The following is a 20,319-nucleotide window of genomic DNA, read 5'->3' on the forward strand; positions in this document are numbered from 1 at the left end:
CCCAACCATGTGACACCATACTAACCAGTATTCTGTCTCAAACTACCAAATGACCGTACCAAGGGGACAGCTTGCCCTAGCACCAACTGGGATCTGGCGGTGGCCTTTGCTCCGACTAAACAGAGTGGACTACTGGATACAGCACTCAAGAACTGCTGGCGCTGTAGTGGCAATGAGTTCTGGGGAAAACTCTCGGTTATCGATATCAATAAACATTAAGTAGAGAAGTAGAGATGAGCGATAACGCTTATATCGGCGCTTTGCGCACCAGCTTGTCGCGCTACCAGGCCGAGCTGTCAGAGATCCGGGCAATTCTGGCGCTTCGTACCCTTTCCAATCTGGAGTACCGCGCCGCCGAGCGAATCCTGCAAGTTTCTATCGAAGCAAGTATTGGCGTGGCAAAACACTGGGCCAAAACGCTGGCAGGCCATACCCCACAGGATGCCTATCAGGCATTCGAGTTCCTTGTCCTACGTGGTGAGCTATGCCCCGACACTCTGATCTGTTGGAGCAAGCTCATTAGCCTTCGCATTGCGCTGGTGCACGACTATCTGAATATTGACCCCGAGATCATCCGTAGCGTCATTGCTCAAGGCTATAGCGACCAGCTGTTCACGTTTGCAGAGCAAGGTCTCGACTGGTTGGCTGCCCATATTGATTGAAACTTCGACGTCATATCTCCGTTTACCGTTCTCTTACCCGCTATAGGGGATAACTGTTAAATACCGCCTATAGCGTGTAAGTTATATTTACCTCCTATAACAGGTAAACATTGATATACCTGCCATAGCGTGTAAATTGGAAGAAGGCATGCTACCAGGTTGTCAAATCATGAAAGTAACCAGCGCCAAGCAGCTGAGCGCCTGTATCAAGGATGCCAGGCTTTCGCAAAAGCTCTCTCAAGGCAAAGTGGCCGAGAAAGTGGGGATTAGGCAAGACACAGTATCCAGCTTCGAGCTCAACCCTGAGTCCACCAAGCTGGAAACCCTGTTCAAGATCCTCGCGGCACTCGAATTGTCACTGGACATCAAACCCCGCAATGAGTCATCCGATAGTCCGACATCGGGCTGGAAGGAGGAGTGGTAATGGCCAATCTGGCTGTCTACATGAACGGCTATCGGGTAGGCACATTCACCAAAACTACCAGCGGTGCCCATCAGTTTCAGTACCATGAGTCCTGGCTGGCACAACCAGGCAGCCGTCCCATCTCACTCTCCATGCCATTGCGCCATCAGGCCTACCGAGGCGATGAAGCATATAACTTCTTTGATAACCTGCTGCCAGATAATACGGAGGTGAGGAACAGGGTTGTAGCACGCTATCAGGCGGTATCAACCCAGCCCTTCGATCTGCTCAGTTGCATTGGCCAGGATAGCGTAGGGGCATTACAGCTGGTTACCGAAGGACACGATGTTCCAGATGTCAGGCGAATCGACTACAAGGCCCTTTCCGATGACGAGCTCGAGCAGATCCTGACCAGCTACAAATCAGGAATCCCTTTGGGGATGGTCAGGGAACAAGAGGAGTTTCGGATCTCTATCGCCGGGGCGCAAGAAAAGACTGCGCTGCTCTATCTCGATGGCCTTTGGTACTTGCCACTCAACGCAACGCCGACAACCCACATTATCAAACTCCCTATCGGCAAGATTGAAAGCCACTCCTACTCGATAGACCTCTCCCAAAGCGTAGAAAACGAATATCTCTGCACTCTGATTGCCAAGGAGTTTGGTCTACCCGTACCTCACTGCTTCATGATGCAGGTTGGCCAGGTCAAAGCACTGGCTGTGGAACGCTTCGACAGACGTTACGCTGCCGATCGCAGTTGGATCATGCGCCTTCCCCAAGAAGATTTCTGTCAGGTATTGAATGTTCCGTCAGCACGGAAATACGAGAGCCATGGAGGACCAGGGATCACTGACATCATGGAAACCTTGCTGGGCTCTGCGACACCAGAACAGGATCGCTACCTGTTCATGAAATCTCAGGTCCTGTTCTGGCTGCTGGCGGCCACCGATGGCCATGCAAAGAACTTCTCGGTCTTTATTGAACCGGAAGGGCGTTTTCGCCTGACCCCTTTTTACGACATCCTATCTGTCTATCCAGTGTTTGGCGGCCGAGGCCTCAACCGAAGGGACGCCAAGCTCGCTATGGGCCTAGCAAGCAGCAAGGGAAAGAAGTACTCCATTGAGCAGATATTCCCGCGTCATTTCTTCCAAACGGCAAAAACTGTGGGATTTGAGCGTTCTGCTATGGAAGAGATCCTGACAGAACTGGCCAACTCCGTTGATGATGTTATTGAGCGCGTTACCCAGCAATTGCCAGCAGACTTCCCCGACACCATCAGCAGCACCATTCTAGAGGGCCTAAAAGCCCGCTCAGCCAGGCTGATAAAGGGTTGGGATTAAATTGGCGTTATGTGGGATGACTGCACGGTTAGCCAAACTACCTATGGGAAACTTGCACGGTTCGAAGAGTAAAGCGGCTTTCCAGGCACCGGACGATGCTATAGTCGGTTCAAAATATGTTCAAAACTCACCTAAAAAGCGGTTTTGAGTGCGTGTGGTGGCATCGCGTTGATTCATATGGGAAGGCTGCACGATCGAGAATGGACTATGTGGGAACGCTGCACGATGACAGAAACCCGTGAGCGGCCTCTCAATATGCTGTTTTAGTTACTTTTACCCCAAGTGGCCCCCGAAAAGTCACTAACATATTGAAGATAATAAATTATTTACATTCTGCATCGGCAAGTAAGCCGGTTCGGCAAACAATAAAAAGCCCGGGCTCATCCCGGGCTTTTTGTTGTGCGTTTTTTGTCCGCGAACCTAGAGGCGGCGCAGGCACCACATGAAGTAAGCGCCCCCTAACAGGGTGGATACCAGCCCGACCGGCACCTCCTGCGGGAAGAGGATCTGCTGGCCGACCCAGTCCGCCGATACCATCAACAGGGCGCCGGAAGCGGCGGCCCCAAGCAGGTGCCAGCGTGCCCGCACCAACCCCATCAGCTTGGCCATATGTGGCGCCAACAGACCGACGAAGGAGAGCGGCCCGACCACCAGGGTGGCACTGGCGGTGAGCACGGCCACCAGCAGCAGGATGGCAAGCTGGGCACGGTTGAGGTGAATGCCCAGCGCGGTCGCCACCGCACTCCCCATTGGCAGCAGATCGAGCCAGCGGCTGACAAGCAGGCAGGCGGCCAGCATCAACAGCGCCAGCCCCACCAGCCCATAGGCCACCGGCAGGGTGACGTAGTAGGTGGAACCGGACATCCATGAGAGCAGTTGCTGCACCCGCAGGTCACCGTTGGCCAACGCGATGGCCTGCAGCGGCTCAAACAACGCCGTGATGGCGATACCTGAGAGCAGGATCCGCTCCGGCTGGAAGCCGTGCTTGCGATTGACCACTACCAGCAGCAAGAGACAAGCGAAGGCCCCGATCAGGCCGCCCAGCAGCATTATGGGCAACGGCAAAGCTGGCAGCAGTAAGGCCGTCGCTATCACCCCCATAAAGGTGCCGCCGCTCACCCCCAGCAACTCCGGGCTCGCCATCGGGTTGTTGCTGACCCGCTGCAACAGGGTGCCCGCCAGCGCCAGCAGCACGCCAGCCGCCCCCGCCGCCAGAGTGCGCGGCAGCCGCCACTCCAGCTGGGCCTGCCAGCGGAGCCAGCTTGGCCAACTCCAGCCCGTCATCCCCTGTCCAACCAGCAGGGAGGCGACCACGGCCAGCATCAGCCCGACCAGCAACAGGCCGATAAGGCGAGCCGGAGCCGGATGGCGAGCCACCAGCAGGCCGGCGTTTGCCTTAGGCGCACCCGACTTGATGCCAAGGCGCGGGATCAGCCAGAGCAGCAGCGGCGCCCCCAGTAGAGCGGTCATGGCGCCGGTGGGGATCAGCACCGGCCAGAAGCGACTCAGACTCTGCAGCAGCAGATCGGTCGCCGCCAGCATCAGGGCGCCGAGGATTGGAGCCCACAGCAGCCGCTGGCCAAGCTGGCGGATCCCGAGCAGCCGCACCATGGCGGGCGCCGCCAGCCCGATAAAGCCGATCAGCCCCACCACGCTCACCACGCAAGCGGTGACAAACACCGCCAGCCCCAGTCCGGCAAAACGCAGATGCTGCAGGGAGACCCCCAGACTGCGGGCGCTGGCATCATCCAGCTCCAGCACTGCCAGCGGGCGTACCAGCACAACGGCCAGCGCAGCGGCTACCAGCAGGCGGGGTAACAGGTAACTCACCCCGCTCCAGCTGTTCTGAACTAGCGAGCCACTGCCCCACACCAGCAAGCCTTTCAGCTCCTCCTGAAAGAACAGCAAGAGCCCCATGCTGATGGCCGCCAGATAGAGGTTGATCACCAGCCCGGCAAAGACGATGACCACCGGATTGAGCTGGCGACGCCAGGCCAGGGCAAACACCAGTGCCATCGCGAGGCTGCCACCGGCCATGGCGATCCACTCCCGCCCCAGCAGCAACCAGGAGGGGGCAAACAGGGTCACCATCATCAACGCCAGTTGGGCACCGGAGGCCACCCCCAAGGTGGTCGGTGACGCGAGCGGGTTGCGCAGCACCTGCTGCATCAGGGTGCCCGCCAGCCCGAGCGCCGCCCCAGCCAGCAGGGTTACCGCCAAGCGGGGCAGCCAGCTGAAATGCACCACCGCTTGGCTGACATCATCCAGATTGGGGGTGAACAGGCTCTGCCACCAGAGCGCACCTGGCAGCTGGCGAGCCAGCTCCCAATACGCGAGCAAGAGGGTCAACCCCAGCAGGATCGAGACCGGCCGCAGCAGCGGCGATGTGAGCAGTCGCTTCATCGGCTCGCCTCCATACGCTCGGCATCTTGCAGCAATGCATCGCTGAGCAGACCGGCGAAACGGCGGGCTGCAAGTACGCCGCCAAAACTCCAGACCGCAGGCAGATGCAGCACGGGCGCCTGCCGTACCAGCGGCAGATGCTGCCACAGCCCAGGCTCCTGCAGCCGTTCGCTCACCCCTACCGGGATGGGATCGACCACCACCAGCCGCGCGGTTGGCAAGGTCATAAACTGCTCGATGCTGACCACCGAGAACCCCCAGTCATTGGTCTGCTCCTGCCAGCCATTGCGCAGGCCGAGCCGCGTCATCACCGCATCGAACAGGCTGTGGCGACCAAACACCCGCACATGGCGCTCATCGATAAACTGCACCACCAGCAGGGGCGGCAGATCCGCAGGCAATCTGGCCTGCATACTGGCGAGATCCAGATCCAGCCCGGCCAGCAGCCGCTCTCCCTCGGCGGTTTTGTCCACCATACGGGCGAGGGTCAGGGTCACCTCGTGCAGCCGCTGCCACAGATCGGTTTGCCCATCATAGAGGGCGATGGTACTCACCGGCTCGATGCGGGAAAGAGTTGGCGCCAGCGGGGCCGCCAGCGGCGAGATGAGGATGCGATCGGGTTTGAGCTCCGCCAGCAGCTCACGGTTGGGCTGGGTGCGCAGGCCGATATCCACCACTCCGGCAGGTAGCCGTGGCTCGCCGACCCATGCCTGATAGGGGCCTGCATCCCCAACGGCCAGCGGCGTCACCCCGAGCGCCAGCAGGGTCTCGGCTATGGTCCAGTCGACGGTGGCGATACGGGGTGGCGCGCTGGTGGCCTCGTTTGTTGCGGATGATTGTGCAGCCTGCAACGGGAGCGCCAGCAGCAGGCTAACGATGCAAGGGACCATCTTCAATAAAAGGTTCAAGTATGCCCCCGGTCAGACGATGGCGATGGGATGAGCATGGGCCGGGTGGCGAATGACCTCCATCGGAATGCCATAGATAGCGTGCAGGGTCTCGCTGGTCATGAGCCCCTCAGGTTCGCCGTGGGTAAGCAGGCGGCCGGAGTGAAGCGCCACCAGCCGATTACAGAAGCGGGAGGCCATATTGATGTCGTGAATGACGATGATGACCCCGAGGTTGAGCTGACGGCTCAACTGCTTGACGAGCGTCAGCACCTCCACCTGATGGGCCACATCCAGCGCGGCCAGCGGCTCGTCCAGCAGGATGAAGCGGCTCTCCTGGGCCAGCAGCATCGCCAGCCAGACCCGCCCCCGCTCGCCACCGGAGAGGGTATCCACCAGCCGATCGGCAAAGCGTTCGGTATGGGTAAGGGCAATGGCCCGATCGACCTGACGGTGATCCTCCGCCCCCATCCGGCCCAGCAGGCCGCGCCAGGGGTAGCGCCCCATATCCACCAGCTCCCGCCCGAGCAGATTCTCGGCGCTCGGCAGATGCTGGGGCAGATAGGCCACCTGACGGGCAAACTCCCGATTGCCCCAGTCGGGCAGCGGCTTGCCATCGAACAGGATCTCGCCGTCGCTGAGGGGTTGCTGGCGTGCCAGCAGCTTGAGCAGGGTCGATTTGCCCGACCCATTGTGGCCGATGAGGCCATAGACTTGTCCCTGCTCGAAACGCAGGTCGGTGGGGTGCAGCAGCGTGCGGTCATTGACCGTGAAGCTGGCTGATTTCATCTCGAACATAAGCAATTCCTGTGCTGGCTTGCCGCCAGTCTCATCGGTGCCAGCATCATGCCGGCACCTCGCAATCCAGGTGGGCGATCGCATCACGGCTCACTGCGGCGCGGCGCGCCCCGGTCAGTTCGGTGAGCTGACCCTGACGCATCTCCAGCAGGCGATCGGCCAGCGGGAAGTAGTGATCATCGTGACTGATGGCAATCACCGTCTTGCCCATCTCCTTGAGGCGCGGCAGCAGCACCTGATAGAAGATGCGGCGGAACTGGGGATCCTGATCCGCAGCCCACTCGTCAAACAGCATCACCTCGCGCTGCTCGGCCAGCGCCAGCAGCAGGGCGACCCGCTTGCGCTGCCCCTGAGAGAGTTCTATATCGGCGATAAAGCCATCCTCGATGGTGAGCTTGCTGCCCATCTGCAACCGCTCCAGCCACTCGGCCACCAGCTCATCCTTGGGTTCCGGCCCCAGCAGGTGCTGGAACAGGTGATAGTCGGTAAAGATGGCGGAGAAGAGAGCCAGATAGCCGTTGCGATCGGTGATCGGCTCACCATCCAGCAGGATCCGGCCCGATACTGGCTGGTAAAGGCCGGTCAACAGCATGGCCAGCGTCGACTTGCCGGATCCATTGCCACCGATGATGAAGATCTGCTCCCCCTTTTCGATGACCAGATCAATGGGGCCAACGGCAAAACCGCCCTCCCCCTGATAGTGAAAGCTCACCTGCTCCAGCTCGATACGCTGCCAGGGGCGGATGGCGGGCGGCAGCGGGAAGCCCGCATCCGGCTCGGCCAGATTGAGGGCGGCGATCTTGTCGAAGGCCACCTGAGCGGCAAGCAGGGTCGGCAGTGCGCCAATTCCCTGCAACAGCGGGGTGCGCAGGAACAGCAGGGTAAGGGCGAAGGTGGCGGCCACATTGGTGTTGGCCCAGCCAAGGCCGTTGGCCAGAAAGAAGACCAGACCGATGGCCCCCAGCATCATGATATTCGACCAGTTCACCGCGCTCAGGTGATAGGTGTCGGCGCGGATGATCTGCTGGCGGTAGTCACGGGCATTCTGCTCATAGAGCTGGTAGTAAACGAAGTGAGCCCGCTCGCGGTTGAGCGCCAGCTCCTTGCTGCCAGCGATGATGGCCTGATAGTTCTGATAGAGCCGATCTTCAGCCTGACGCATTTGGGAGAGATGGCGATAAACACGGTTCACCAGCAACCAGCCCACCACCATGGTGACGGTGACCCAGAGTGCGGTCACCCCGAGTAATGCAGGAGAGAGCCAGCCAAGATAGAGGGCAGAACCCAGCGTGAGCACCAGCCCCTGCACCAGCTCCGGCAGGCGCACGAAGGCGATGGTGATCTGGCCGATATCGCTGGAGAGGGAGGCCAGCAGCGGCCCCTGACCAATCTGGCGAATGCGGGCGACATCGGTATCCAGCAGTTGCTTGAGCAGACGGCCACGCAACCGGTAGACAAAATGGTGACCGATAGTGGTCAGGGCCAGCTGAGATCCGAGCGTGATCACCAGCAGCAACACAATCAGGCAGACCAGCTGACAGAGGATCGGCAGCGGATCACCTATAGATTCGATAAGAGACTGATTAATAAAAGCAATGACGCCAATCCCGCTGACGGCACTGAGCAGACTGAGCAGGGTAATGGCGATAAAAGGCCAACGATATTGGCGATAAACCAGAGACAAGAGTTCCATAACGAACCGATATTCCAGATATATCAGAACAACTGCGGGTGAAAAGAAGGGCGGGAACCCGGTTCCCGCCCGACTTCGATTACCAGCGGTAGTTGATGCCGCCCACTACGCTGCGCGGCTCGCCGTAGTAGCAGTAGTAGTCACAACTGGCCACGTAGGTTTCACCCAGCAGGTTGTTGACGTTGAGCTGGGCACGCCAGTTCTTGGCAAAGTCATACCCGATCATCGCATCCCACACGGTATGGGCCGACACCTCGGCAGAGCCGTAGATGGGGGTGTAGTCCGCATTCACGGCGCCAATACCCACACTGGAACCGATATAACGCACGCCAGTCCCCAGCTCCAGACCCGAAGCCACCCCTTGCTGCAGCTTGTAGTTACCCCAGAAGGAGGCGATGTGGCGCGGGATCAGGCTGGCACGGCGATCGCCACTGCCGGTGTCGTTGGTTTTGGCATCTGTGTAGGTATAAGCAGCGGTCAGACGCAGCGCATCTGTCACCTGCACGCTCCCTTCCAGCTCAATCCCCTGGGAGGTCATCTCGCCAGCCTGGGTCTGCTGGCCTGAGCCACTGGAAACCAGTGCGTTACTTTGCTCCAGATCGAACAGCGCCAGATTGATGTAACCGTCGAGGAAGGCAGGCGCATATTTGACGCCTGCTTCATACAATTTTCCCTCACGGGATTTATATGAAGTTTTGGTATTCGGATCGATCCCGGGCAACATCAAGAACGACTCAGAATAAGCAAGATATGGCGAGATGCCGTTGTCGGCCAGATACATCAAGCTGCCGGAAAGGGATAGCGCATGATCGTACTGCTTTTCATCTCTATCATATGTTTTGCTGATGTTATGGGTCTCGACATAGTCAAAGCGACCACCTCCTGTCAGCAACCAGCGATCGTCCCAACGGATCTGATGCTGGGCATAGACCCCCTCTTGAGCCATAGTTGTTTTCTGGTAAGTGGCCGTTGACTCATCAAATCCAGGGAAGCCGCTGTAATCCGGGTTCATGGTATTGATGGAGCCCATACCGTAGTTGTCGGCCTCGACCCCTTCATTGACGTGACGCTGCAGATCCACCCCCAGCAGCAAGGTCTGTTCGGTGCTGTCAGTGTTCCAGTAACCCACCATCTGGTTATCCATGGTGGCACTCTTGGTATTGCCATCACGGTAAACCAGGCCACGACTGGCGGTTGTGCCTTCATAGGTCGGGAAGATATAGGTCTGGCGCAGCAGCAGATCGTTATAGTTGAACCGAACCTTCTGCTTGAACTCCCAGCTCTGGTTGAGCTGGTGGGCCAACTCATAACCGGTGGAGAGCTGGGTATTGCGGTTGCGATCGTAATCCGGCTGGCTCAGGTTGGTGGAGGGATCAATCTGGCCACCTGAAGTATTCAGGGTGCCATAGACCGGGAAGAAGCCGTTGGTCGGGACTCCTTCGTCGTGCAGGAAACTGGCCAGCAGGGTCAGGCTGGTACGATCCGAAAGATCGAAGGCGACGCTCGGCGCCAGATAAACCCGATCGTTGTAAGTACCGGTAAGCACCCCATCACGCTCTTTATAGAGAGCAACCATGCGATAGCGGCTGTTGTCGGAGAGCGCATCAGAGACGTCCACCCCGACCTGACGATGATCCCGGCTGCCAAGCTGCAGATCCACCAGCCCTTGCGGCGTGGTGGTCGGTCGCTTGCTGATGGCATTGATCACCCCGCCCGGAGGCGCTACGCCGTAGAGCATTGAAGCGGGCCCCTTCAGCACTTCCAGACTCTCCAGGCCGAACGGTTCCGGCGTCCAAAGATAGTAACCAGAGCCAAACAGGATGCTTCCATCGAGATAGGAAGCAGCATCGAAGCCACGCACCTTGAACCAGTCGGTGTTGTTGTCGGAGCCATAGAGGCCGGTCAATACACCGGAACGGTAGCGAATCGCTTCATCCAGCTGCAACACGGCGTGCTGATCCAGCTCCTCGCGATTAACCACGGAGACGGCGCGAGGGGTCTCTGCCATCGGCACTTCAACCTTCATGGCCGTACCGGTCACCACCATGGTTTCGCTGGCTTTGGGCAGCTCAGCGGTGGTTTGTTCGGCCATCAGCGGCAGGGAGACGAGCAAACCGGAGAGCGAAAGCACGCCGAAGGCGCCCTTCTTGCCGGGTCCTGTAGTGTATTTTTGCGCAATCATATTAAAGTCTCGTTTATCAATGAGTTATGTTGTTTTAATTGTTATTTGTGGTCGTTTGTCACGACATCACCCTGTTCCATGGGCGAATAAAGCAGCGCAATCCTACTACAGGAGCCGTGATCGAATCGATTCAATAATTGCTAATCATTTGCATCTACATTGTTATCTATCTGCATCGTTGGCAGGATTTCGCGGGAGATGGGAGCCATCAGGAGAGCCATTAGCGGAGAAGAAAATGGAGAGGAATATAAAGAAGCAGAAAAAAGATCGACGGGATGGATCCGGTGGCATTATCTGACTGGATCCATTATCCCCAAGCTTTATCCATATTTATCCACACCCTTTGGCGGTAGAATCCGGCTTTCCGTTTCTTTGTCTGAAATCAGGATCCATTCCATGGCCAAACTCAATCTCGTCGTCGGCTCCATGCTGGGCGCCGCCGAATATGTCGCAGACCACGTCGCCAACCTGCTGGAACAGGCTGGCCACCAGACCCGGATCCACAACCCGGCCAAGCTGGCAGAGGTGCTGGATGATGCGGGATCCATCCTGCTGGTGGTCACTTCCACCCATGGTGCCGGGGATGTGCCCGACAACCTGCAACCCTTCGCCAAGGATCTTGCCGAGCAGCATCCGGATCTTAATTCATTGAAATATGGCGTGATCGCCCTTGGTGACAGCAGTTATGACACCTTTTGCCAGGGTGGCAAGACGCTGGATCGGCTGCTGGCCGAGTGCGGTGCCAGCCGGATCGGCGAGCGGCTCGACATCGATGTGACCCAACACGAGATCCCCGAAGATGCGGCAGAAGTGTGGATCCGCGACTGGATGACGATGATCGCCTGATCAGCGTGCGGGAGATCCTGAAAAAAAGCTTGATCTCCCCACTTATCCCCAGATCGACTATCCACCATGTTATTAACAGATTGATCCGGGGGAGTTGTTCTACAAGGTTACCCACAATGCCCAGGGGTAATGTGCATAACTACGGTGTAAAGCTCTGCAAAACCTATAGTTATCCATGTATTAGATCCAGACCGACAGACCTCTGTGTATAAAAGTCCTGGTTATCCCCTCGTTCACCGGGCCAGGATCCAAGCTTTTCCACAAGCTAGGATCGTCCTTAAATTAATGATCTTTATGATCAAAAAGTGCTTATCAACAGAAAGGGCGGATCCTAATAAGAGATCCAGTAAAAGATCGATCTAAAGATCCTTAAGATCCTTAAGATCTAATTAGTGGATCCTCCCTTCATACTGAACGTTAAGTAGACGTTCCCCTCAGGACGCGAAACAGATAGAATGTTCCGCCCTTTAGCCCAGGCAAATAAAGATCTTCAGGCGTGCAGATCAAGGTGATCCCAATGCAATACCATGAACAATTTGATGTGATCGTCGTCGGTGGCGGTCATGCCGGAACCGAAGCAGCAACAGCGGCAGCCCGTATGGGCATGAACACTCTGTTGCTGACCCACAATATCGATACGCTGGGACACATGTCCTGTAATCCGGCGATCGGCGGGATCGGCAAGGGACACCTGGTCAGGGAAGTTGACGCACTCGGCGGGATCATGGCGCGTGCCATCGATCTTGGCGGGATCCAGTTCCGCACCCTCAACTCATCCAAGGGCCCGGCAGTGCGAGCCACTCGTGCCCAGGCGGATCGCCTGCTCTACAAGGCCGTCGTTCGTCAGATGCTGGAGAACTACCCGAACCTGAAGATCTTCCAGCAGGCCTGTGACGATCTGATCATGGACGGGGATCGTGTTGCCGGTGTGGTCACCCAGAGCGGGATCCGCATCAGCGGCAAGACTGTGGTGCTGACGGTCGGTACCTTCCTGAATGGTTTGATCCACATAGGGATGGAAAACTACAAGGGCGGCCGTGCCGGGGATCCTCCCTCGATCGCCTTGGCCCAGCGCCTGCGCGAACTGCCGCTGCGCATCGATCGCCTCAAGACGGGCACCCCGCCGCGCATCGATGCCCGCAGCGTCGATTTCTCCGTAATGCAGGAACAGCACGGCGACGATCCGCGTCCGGTCTTCTCGTTTATTGGCGATGCCAGCCAGCATCCCCGTCAGGTGCCCTGCTACGTCACCCACACCAACGAGCGTACCCACGAAGTGATCCGCAATAACCTGGATCGCAGCCCCATGTACGCCGGGGTGATCGAGGGGATCGGCCCGCGCTACTGCCCGTCGATCGAAGACAAGATCACCCGTTTCGCCGACAAGACTGCGCACCAGATCTTCGTCGAACCGGAAGGCCTGACCACCCACGAGCTTTACCCGAACGGGATCTCCACCAGCTTGCCGTTTGACGTGCAGGTGCAGATCGTTCGCTCCGTGCGTGGCTTCGAGAATGCCCACATCACCCGCCCGGGCTATGCCATCGAATATGATTTCTTCGATCCGCGGGATCTCAAGGCCAACATGGAGAGCAAATGCATTCCAAACCTGTTCTTCGCCGGCCAGATCAACGGGACGACCGGTTACGAAGAGGCGGCGGCACAAGGCCTGATGGCCGGCCTGAACGCGGCCCTGCGTGCCCAGGACAAGGATCCCTGGAACCCGCGTCGGGATCAGGCCTATATGGGCGTGATGATGGACGATCTCTCCACCCTGGGGACCCGCGAGCCTTACCGCATGTTCACCAGCCGCGCCGAATATCGCCTGCTGCTACGGGAAGACAACGCTGATATCCGCCTGACAACCATCGGTCGCGAGCTGGGTCTGGTGGATGACGATCGCTGGAGCAAATTCAACGCCAAGATGGAACTGGTCGAGCTGGAGCGTCAGCGCATGCGTTCAACCTGGATCCACCCGCAACACCCGTCACTGGAAGCGGTCAACGCCCTGGTCAACACCCCGCTGACCCGCGAACAGAGTCTGGAAGAGCTGCTGCGTCGCCCCGAGGTAACCTATGATGCGCTGATGGCCATCGAAGGTGTCGGCCCTTCCGTGACCGATCCTGCCGCGGCCGAACAGGTTGAGATCCAGATCAAGTACGCCGGTTACATCGAGCGTCAGCACGATGAAGTGGAAAAGCAGCTGCGCAACGAGAACACCCTGCTGCCGCTGGATCTGGACTATCGCGAGGTGAACGGCCTCTCCAACGAGGTGAAAGCCAAGCTGAACGATGCCAAGCCGCAGACCATTGGTCAGGCTTCCCGCATCTCCGGCATCACCCCGGCGGCCATCTCCATCCTGCTGGTTCACCTGAAAAAACACGGCCTGCTGCGTAAAACCGCCTGAGGATTCTTACCGTTGGAAAATATGCTGGAAAGATTGAACGGCCTGCTCAAGCAGGCCGAAATTGTTATAACCGATACCCAAAAGAGCCAACTGGTGCAGTTGGTCGAGTTGCTGCACAAGTGGAACAAGGCTTACAATCTCACCTCGGTGCGAGATCCGGACGCCATGCTGGTCAAGCATATCCTCGATAGCCTGGTGGTAAGCCCCCACTTGCACGGTGAGCGCTTCATCGATGTGGGGACAGGTCCCGGCCTGCCGGGATTGCCGCTGGCGATTATCAATCCGGACAAGCAGTTCGTCCTGCTCGACAGTCTGGGCAAGCGGATCAACTTCATCCGCCAGGTGATCCAGGAGCTGGGTCTGACCAATGTGACGCCGGTCAAATCCCGGGTTGAAGAGTATCAACCCGAGGTGGGATTTGATGGTGTACTGAGTCGGGCATTTGCCTCTCTGGAGGACATGCTGAGCTGGTGTCACCACCTGCCGTCAGAACAGGGCAGCTTCCTGGCGCTCAAGGGACAATATCCCGAGCAGGAGCTGGCCCAGTTGCCTGCCAATATCCGTCTGGTAGCCTGTCATGAGTTGCGGGTGCCGGAGCTGGAAGGCGAACGTCATCTGCTGGAATTCAAACATATCCAGCCCGAATAGGGTCGCAGTTTCATTTAGGGGATCGTGTGGGAAAAGTCATCGCCATAGCCAACCAGAAGGGTGGAGTGGGTAAAACCACCACCTGTGTGAATCTGGCCGCCTCCATGGCTGCCACCCGGCGCAAGGTGCTGGTGATCGATCTGGATCCGCAGGGCAATGCCACCATGGGCAGCGGTGTCGACAAGTATGATGTCGAGCGCACAGCCTATGAGCTGCTGATCGAGGATGCCCCCATCAGCGAAGTGATCATCCCCGAAACCACCGGGGGCTATCACCTGATTGCCGCCAACGCCGACGTGACCGCGGCCGAAATCCGTCTGATGGAATTTTTCGCCCGCGAAATCCGCCTGCGCAATGCGCTGGCTTCGGTGCGGGACAAATACGACTACGTCTTCATCGACTGCCCGCCCTCTCTCAACATGCTGACCGTGAACGCCATGGCCGCCGCCGACTCCGTGCTGGTGCCCATGCAGTGCGAATATTACGCGCTGGAGGGGCTCACCGCCCTGGTCGACACCATCAGCAAGCTGGCCGCCGTGGTCAATCCGGATCTCAAGATCGAAGGGGTGCTGCGCACCATGTTCGATCATCGCAACCGGCTGGCCAATGATGTGTCCGATCAGCTAAAACAGCACTTTGGCGACAAAGTCTACCGCACCATCATTCCCCGCAACGTCAGACTGGCTGAAGCCCCGAGTTTCGGTGCCCCGGCCATGCACTATGACAAATCATCGGTGGGCGCCAAGGCCTACCTGGCACTGGCTGGCGAGATCCTGCGCCGCCAGGAGCAGGAACGTCAGGCGACCATCGCAGACCGAGAGAGCATATGACTCCGAAAAAACGTGGACTGGGCAAGGGGCTGGATGCCCTGCTCAGTACCAGCACGGCTGCCCGCCAGAAACAGGTGATGAGCGATCAACGTACTGAAGAGGCCATGCTTCCAGCCCATCAGACCGAGCTGCGCAAGCTGCCGGTGGAGTGGTTGCAGTCCGGCAAGTACCAGCCCCGCAAAGACATGTCCCAGGATGCACTGGAAGAGCTTGCCAACTCCATCCGCGCTCAGGGGGTGATCCAGCCCATCGTGGTACGCCCTCTCGGCGAACAATCCTTCGAAATCATTGCCGGTGAGCGGCGCTGGCGCGCGTCCCAGCTGGCGCGGCTTGAGGTGGTGCCCTGTATCGTCAAGGATGTACCCGACGAGGCTGCCGTCGCCATCGCGCTGATAGAGAATATTCAGCGGGAAGACCTCAATGCCATCGAAGAGGCGGTCGCTTTACAAAGACTGCTGACCGAATTCGAGCTCACCCACCAGCAGGTGGCCGAGGCGGTGGGCAAGTCCCGCACCACGGTGACCAACCTGTTGCGTCTCAACCAGCTCAACGACGATGTGAAGCGTTTCGTCGAGCACGGCGACCTCGATATGGGCCATGCCCGTGCCCTGCTGGCCCTGAGCGGCCAGGCACAGTCTGAACTGGCCAAGCTGGTTGCCCAGAAAGGGCTGACCGTACGCGATACCGAGAAGCTGGTGCAAAAAGCGCTCGAACCGGCAAAAGCCAGGGTCGAACCGGCCCGTGATCCGCAGATCGGCTACTTGGAGCGCCAACTGGCAGAAAAAATTGGCAATCAGGTGCAACTTCAGCCTGGCAAGCGGGATAGCGGGAAGTTAGTAATAAGTTACGAGAATTTATCCGATTTGGACCGTATATTGGGCTATTTTGACGTGTCAGAATCGTGATTTTTACGCTTTTTGTAGTAATAAAACATCCATTACTTTTGATATGTACAGAACCTGAATTTAGCGCCGAAGGCCGCAAAAATTAAGGATTTATGTCATATTGCAATAGCTGCCCTCAAGGGTATAATTTGACCGGCTTTAAGAGCTGTTGAATCGTTGATATCAATGTTCGATTTTTACAGTTCTGTAATGTTCAGGGGGAGTATGGTGTATCGAAGAGAAGCCTGGAAAGGATTGACTCTTGCCTTGGCTATCTTGGGTTGCCAGCTGCTTCTGATCCTGGCTGTGAGCTCCGCATGGGTTTACCTGAAAGGAGTTCCGGCCGGATATTCTTCCCTCTATGGGGGAGGGATATATGTGATCCCACAACTGCTGTTCAGTCTTTTTGCTCTGAATAGACAACTTGGCCCCGGGAGTGCGGGTTGGGTGTTGTGGGATTTTTATGTTGGCGCAGGGATTAAGCTGGTAAGTACAGTCGCACTTTTTGTGGTTGTTCTCACGAACGTGGAGTCGGAGCATCTTCCGCTCTATGTCACTTATGCACTTTCCTTGTGTTTCCAATGGGTCATTACGATCGTTCTCAATAACCGCTACTAGGAAAACTCATGGCTGCAACCGGAGAAGCCCTGACTACTCAGGGATACATCTCCCACCACCTGCACCATCTGCAAGTGGGTTCGGGGTTCTGGGCGGTAAATATCGACTCCATGATATTTTCCGTTGTCCTCGGCGCTCTGTTTATCTGGATATTCCGTAAAGTTGCCGCTACGGCGACCAGCGGTGTGCCAGGCAAACTGCAGTGTTTTGTAGAAATGGTTGTCGAGTTTGTGGATGACACCGTCAAGGGTATCTTCCACGGTAAGGACCGGCTGATTGCTCCGCTGGCTCTGACCGTGTTCATCTGGGTTTTCCTGATGAACCTGATGGATCTTATCCCGGTTGACTACCTGCCCTACACAGCACAAGTGCTGGGCATCCCCTACTTGCGAGTAGTTCCTTCCGCCGATGTTAACATCACCATGTCCATGGCCTTGGGTGTCTTCGCCTTGATCATTATTTACAGTATCAAGATGAAAGGTGTCTCGGGTTTTGCGAAAGAGTTGACTCTCAATCCTTTCAATCACTGGGCATTGATACCTGTTAACCTCGCGCTGGAGTTGGTTACCCTGCTCTCCAAGCCCATATCTTTGGGTTTGCGACTGTTTGGTAACATGTATGCCGGTGAACTGGTGTTTATCCTGATCGCTGGTCTGCTACCGTGGTGGTCCCAATGGCTGCTTAGCGTGCCTTGGGCGCTATTCCACATTCTGGTAATTACTCTGCAAGCCTTTATCTTCATGGTGTTGACCATCGTCTATTTGTCGATGGCCAGTGAAGACCATTAATCCTGTTACGTTTACTCGCTCTAGTTTGGAGAATATAAAGATGGAAATGATTTACTTCGCCGCTGCAATCATGCTGGGTATGGCCGCTGTCGGTGCTGCTATCGGTATCTCTCTGCTGGGTGGCAAGTTCCTGGAAGGTGCTGCTCGCCAGCCTGACCTGATGCCTATCCTGCGTACCAACTTCTTCATCGTAATGGGTCTGGTTGATGCTATCCCGATGATCGTGGTTGGTATGGCTCTGTACCTGATCTTCGGTGTTGCAGCCTGATAAGTGATGCGGTTGTTGTCACTTTCTTTTTAAATTTCACATAGAGAGGTCTTGGTTGTGAGTATCAACGCCACCCTCCTTGGCCAGACAATTGCTTTCATTATTTTTGTCTGGTGCTGCATGAAGTTTGTATGGCCGCCGCTGATTGCAGCCATCGAAGCCCGTCAGAAAGCTATTGCTGACGGTCTCTCTTCTGCCGAACGTGCCAAGAAAGATCTGGATTTGGCCAAGGCCAATGCCACCGATCAGCTGAAAGAAGCCAAGCTGCAGGCTGCTGAAATCATTGAGCAGGCTAACAAACGTAAAGCCCAGATCATTGATGAAGCTGCCGCTGGTGCCCAGTCTGAGCGGGAAAAAATCCTGGCTCAGGGCCGTGCCGAGATCGAAGCTGAACGTCATCGTGCCAAAGAAGAACTGCGTAAGCAGGTTGCTGCTCTTGCCATTGCTGGTGCAGAGAAGATCCTGGCGCGTCAAATCGACCAGGCTGCCAACAGCGACATCGTCGACAAACTGGTAGCAGAACTGTAACGGGAACGGGGCTATGTCTGAACTGACTACAATCGCTCGCCCCTACGCCAAGGCTGCTTTCGAGTTTGCCGTTGAGCACAAGGCGGTTGACCAGTGGCTGGGTATGCTCGGTTTCGCTGCGCAAGTAGTGGAAAACGAGACCATGCACAACCTGGTAAACGGCTCTGTGGCCGCCGAAGAGCTGGCAACGCTGTTTGTCGGTGTCTGCGGTGAGCAACTCGACGTGCATGGCCAGAACCTGATCCGGGTGATGGCCGAGAATGGTCGCTTGGGTGTGCTGCCGGCGGTCGTTGCTGAATTTGTCGCGTTCAAAGCTGAACTGGATAAAGAGGTTCAGGCTGACGTGATTTCGGCGATCGAACTGACCGACCAGCAGAAAGCCAATATTCAGGCTTCTCTGGAACAACGTCTCGCGCGCAAAGTGAAGCTGAATTGCAGCATCGATGCGTCCTTGATGGCCGGGGTGCTCATCAAGGCCGGTGATCTGGTAATCGACGGCACAGTCCGCGGTAAGCTGGATCGCATGGCTGACGCGCTGCAATCTTGATTGGGGTATTAGAGCATGCAACTGAATTCCACTGAAATCGCCGAGCTGATCAAGCAGCGCATTGCGCAGTTTGATGTAAAGAGCGAAGCGCGTAACGAAGGTACTATCGTCTCTGTGAGCGACGGTATCATTCGTATTCACGGCCTGGCTGATGCCATGCAGGGTGAGATGATCGAGCTGCCGGGCAACCGCTACGCTCTGGCATTGAACCTGGAGCGTGACTCCGTCGGTGCGGTGATTATGGGTTCCTATGACGGTCTGTCAGAAGGAATGAAAGTAAAAGGTACTGGCCGTATTCTGGAAGTGCCTGTAGGTCGTGGTCTGTTGGGCCGGGTGTTGAACACCCTGGGTCAGCCGATCGACGGTAAAGGTCCGATCGACAACGACGGCTTCTCGCCGATCGAAGTGATCGCACCGGGCGTTATCGAGCGTAAGTCTGTTGACCAGCCGGTCCAGACCGGTCTGAAAGCCATCGATGCCATGATCCCAATCGGTCGTGGCCAGCGTGAGCTGATCATCGGTGACCGTCAGGTTGGTAAGACCGCCATCGCGATCGACACCATCATCAACCAGAAAGATTCCGGCATTAAGTGTGTCTACGTTGCGATTGGCCAGAAGGCCTCCACCATCGCCAACGTGGTGCGCAAGCTGGAAGAGCACGGCGCCCTGGCCAACACCATCGTGGTCGTTGCCTCTGCCTCCGAAGCTGCTGCCCTGCAGTACCTGGCTCCGTATGCCGGTTGCTCCATGGGTGAGTACTTCCGTGACCGCGGTGAAGACGCGCTGATCATCTATGATGACCTGTCCAAGCAGGCCGTAGCTTATCGCCAGATCTCCCTGCTGCTGCGCCGTCCGCCAGGACGTGAAGCCTACCCGGGTGACGTTTTCTATCTGCACTCCCGTCTGCTGGAGCGTGCTGCTCGCGTTAACGCCGAGTACGTAGAGAAGTTCACCAAGGGTGAAGTGAAAGGCAAGACCGGCTCTCTGACCGCGCTGCCGATCATCGAAACCCAGGCGGGTGACGTATCTGCGTTCGTTCCGACCAACGTGATCTCCATCACCGATGGTCAGATCTTCCTGACTTCACAGCTGTTCAACTCCGGTATTCGTCCGGCGGTTGATCCGGGTATCTCCGTATCCCGTGTGGGTGGTGCTGCTCAGACCAAGATCGTCAAGAAGCTGTCCGGTGGTATCCGTACCGCGTTGGCCCAGTATCGCGAACTGGCGGCATTTGCCCAGTTCTCTTCCGATCTGGACGAAGCGACTCGCAAGCAGCTTGATCACGGTGTGAAAGTGACCGAGTTGATGAAGCAGAAGCAGTACTCGCCGATGAATGTCGCCCAGCAATCACTGGTGCTGTTCGCCGCCGAGAAAGGCTATCTCTCCGATGTCGAGCTGAACAAGATCGTCGACTTCGAAGCTGCTCTGCTCTCTTACGCCAATACCCAGCATGGTTCGCTGATGGCTGACATCAATGCCAAGGCAGACTACAACGACGAGATCGTTGGCAAGCTGACTGCGTTGCTGGATGACTTCAAGGCAACCCAGACCTGGTAAGCGTGTGTGGCAGCGCGAGCTGCCACCTGA

The 20,319-nt window shown here is 57.1% G+C and carries 19 protein-coding genes; 14 read left to right on the forward strand and 5 right to left on the reverse strand.

All coding sequences use genetic code 11. The annotated features are described in order from the left end of the window. The first annotated feature begins 233 nt into the window (after window positions 1–233). The 3 genes from hepT (at window position 234) to ACTG1K_RS22455 (ending at window position 2,405) form a co-directional block, all read left to right on the forward strand. Entirely contained in the window at window positions 234–662 is a 429-nt protein-coding gene (gene hepT / locus ACTG1K_RS22445) for a type VII toxin-antitoxin system HepT family RNase toxin (RefSeq protein WP_331379470.1), read from the forward strand. 169 nt (window positions 663–831) lie between these two features. After that, window positions 832–1,086, forward strand: coding sequence for a helix-turn-helix domain-containing protein (locus ACTG1K_RS22450; protein WP_101323164.1), 255 nt, complete (start codon window positions 832–834; stop codon window positions 1,084–1,086). Beyond that, window positions 1,086–2,405 (forward strand): type II toxin-antitoxin system HipA family toxin, encoded by a 1,320-nt coding sequence (locus ACTG1K_RS22455; protein WP_227272716.1) that lies wholly within the window; start codon window positions 1,086–1,088, stop codon window positions 2,403–2,405. Before ACTG1K_RS22450 ends, ACTG1K_RS22455 begins: the two co-directional genes overlap by 1 nt. A gap of 420 nt (window positions 2,406–2,825) precedes the next feature. Here ACTG1K_RS22455 and fhuB read toward each other — a convergent pair whose 3' ends face one another. The 5 genes from fhuB to ACTG1K_RS22480 form a co-directional block, all read right to left on the reverse strand. Continuing rightward, the gene (fhuB, locus tag ACTG1K_RS22460) at window positions 2,826–4,808 is read right to left on the reverse strand and encodes a Fe(3+)-hydroxamate ABC transporter permease FhuB (protein ID WP_374878910.1); all 1,983 of its coding nucleotides are present in this window, start codon (window positions 4,806–4,808) and stop codon (window positions 2,826–2,828) included. Beyond that, window positions 4,805–5,698, reverse strand: coding sequence for an ABC transporter substrate-binding protein (locus tag ACTG1K_RS22465; RefSeq protein ID WP_440006794.1), 894 nt, complete (start codon window positions 5,696–5,698; stop codon window positions 4,805–4,807). Before ACTG1K_RS22465 ends, fhuB begins: the two co-directional genes overlap by 4 nt. A 30-nt stretch (window positions 5,699–5,728) precedes the next feature. Then, window positions 5,729–6,493, reverse strand: coding sequence for an ATP-binding cassette domain-containing protein (locus ACTG1K_RS22470; RefSeq protein ID WP_440004792.1), 765 nt, complete (start codon window positions 6,491–6,493; stop codon window positions 5,729–5,731). A 46-nt stretch (window positions 6,494–6,539) separates the two neighbouring features. Further along, window positions 6,540–8,186, reverse strand: coding sequence for a multidrug ABC transporter permease/ATP-binding protein (locus tag ACTG1K_RS22475; protein WP_440004791.1), 1,647 nt, complete (start codon window positions 8,184–8,186; stop codon window positions 6,540–6,542). 79 nt (window positions 8,187–8,265) lie between these two features. Beyond that, on the reverse strand, window positions 8,266–10,368 hold the full coding sequence (locus ACTG1K_RS22480; RefSeq protein ID WP_440006877.1) for a TonB-dependent siderophore receptor: 2,103 nt from the start codon (window positions 10,366–10,368) through the stop codon (window positions 8,266–8,268). A gap of 396 nt (window positions 10,369–10,764) precedes the next feature. Between ACTG1K_RS22480 and mioC the strand changes: the two genes are divergently transcribed. From mioC to atpA, 11 genes are all read left to right on the forward strand, one after another. Beyond that, complete coding sequence (mioC, locus tag ACTG1K_RS22485) at window positions 10,765–11,214, forward strand: FMN-binding protein MioC (protein ID WP_033138545.1); 450 nt, start codon at window positions 10,765–10,767, stop codon at window positions 11,212–11,214. A gap of 517 nt (window positions 11,215–11,731) precedes the next feature. Next, window positions 11,732–13,621 carry a tRNA uridine-5-carboxymethylaminomethyl(34) synthesis enzyme MnmG gene (gene mnmG / locus ACTG1K_RS22490; RefSeq protein ID WP_440004789.1) on the forward strand — a complete coding sequence of 630 codons (1,890 nt, stop codon included), beginning with the start codon at window positions 11,732–11,734 and terminating at the stop codon, window positions 13,619–13,621. Window positions 13,622–13,642: 21 nt separating this feature from the next. Then, window positions 13,643–14,269: a 16S rRNA (guanine(527)-N(7))-methyltransferase RsmG gene (gene rsmG / locus ACTG1K_RS22495; RefSeq protein ID WP_031227633.1), complete on the forward strand. Its 627-nt coding sequence runs from the start codon at window positions 13,643–13,645 to the stop codon at window positions 14,267–14,269. A gap of 26 nt (window positions 14,270–14,295) precedes the next feature. Next, the gene (locus tag ACTG1K_RS22500; protein ID WP_005342341.1) at window positions 14,296–15,099 is read left to right on the forward strand and encodes a ParA family protein; all 804 of its coding nucleotides are present in this window, start codon (window positions 14,296–14,298) and stop codon (window positions 15,097–15,099) included. Then, window positions 15,096–16,004, forward strand: coding sequence for a ParB/RepB/Spo0J family partition protein (locus tag ACTG1K_RS22505; RefSeq protein WP_440004788.1), 909 nt, complete (start codon window positions 15,096–15,098; stop codon window positions 16,002–16,004). The genes ACTG1K_RS22500 and ACTG1K_RS22505 overlap by 4 nt, the downstream gene beginning before the upstream one ends. A gap of 204 nt (window positions 16,005–16,208) precedes the next feature. Next, window positions 16,209–16,601 carry an ATP synthase subunit I gene (locus ACTG1K_RS22510; RefSeq protein WP_440006882.1) on the forward strand — a complete coding sequence of 131 codons (393 nt, stop codon included), beginning with the start codon at window positions 16,209–16,211 and terminating at the stop codon, window positions 16,599–16,601. An 8-nt stretch (window positions 16,602–16,609) separates the two neighbouring features. Then, on the forward strand, window positions 16,610–17,389 hold the full coding sequence (gene atpB, locus ACTG1K_RS22515) for a F0F1 ATP synthase subunit A (RefSeq protein WP_440004786.1): 780 nt from the start codon (window positions 16,610–16,612) through the stop codon (window positions 17,387–17,389). A gap of 40 nt (window positions 17,390–17,429) precedes the next feature. Then, complete coding sequence (gene atpE, locus ACTG1K_RS22520; protein WP_370881544.1) at window positions 17,430–17,657, forward strand: F0F1 ATP synthase subunit C; 228 nt, start codon at window positions 17,430–17,432, stop codon at window positions 17,655–17,657. Window positions 17,658–17,714: 57 nt separating this feature from the next. Next, window positions 17,715–18,185 (forward strand): F0F1 ATP synthase subunit B, encoded by a 471-nt coding sequence (gene atpF, locus ACTG1K_RS22525; RefSeq protein ID WP_440004785.1) that lies wholly within the window; start codon window positions 17,715–17,717, stop codon window positions 18,183–18,185. Between the two features lie 13 nt (window positions 18,186–18,198). Then, entirely contained in the window at window positions 18,199–18,732 is a 534-nt protein-coding gene (gene atpH, locus ACTG1K_RS22530; RefSeq protein ID WP_005339341.1) for a F0F1 ATP synthase subunit delta, read from the forward strand. A 15-nt stretch (window positions 18,733–18,747) separates the two neighbouring features. Continuing rightward, on the forward strand, window positions 18,748–20,289 hold the full coding sequence (gene atpA / locus ACTG1K_RS22535; RefSeq protein ID WP_440004784.1) for a F0F1 ATP synthase subunit alpha: 1,542 nt from the start codon (window positions 18,748–18,750) through the stop codon (window positions 20,287–20,289). Window positions 20,290–20,319: the final 30 nt, after the last annotated feature.

Origin of the sequence: Aeromonas sp. 102P (assembly GCF_051920345.1) — a bacterium.
Lineage (GTDB): Bacteria > Pseudomonadota > Gammaproteobacteria > Enterobacterales > Aeromonadaceae > Aeromonas > Aeromonas veronii.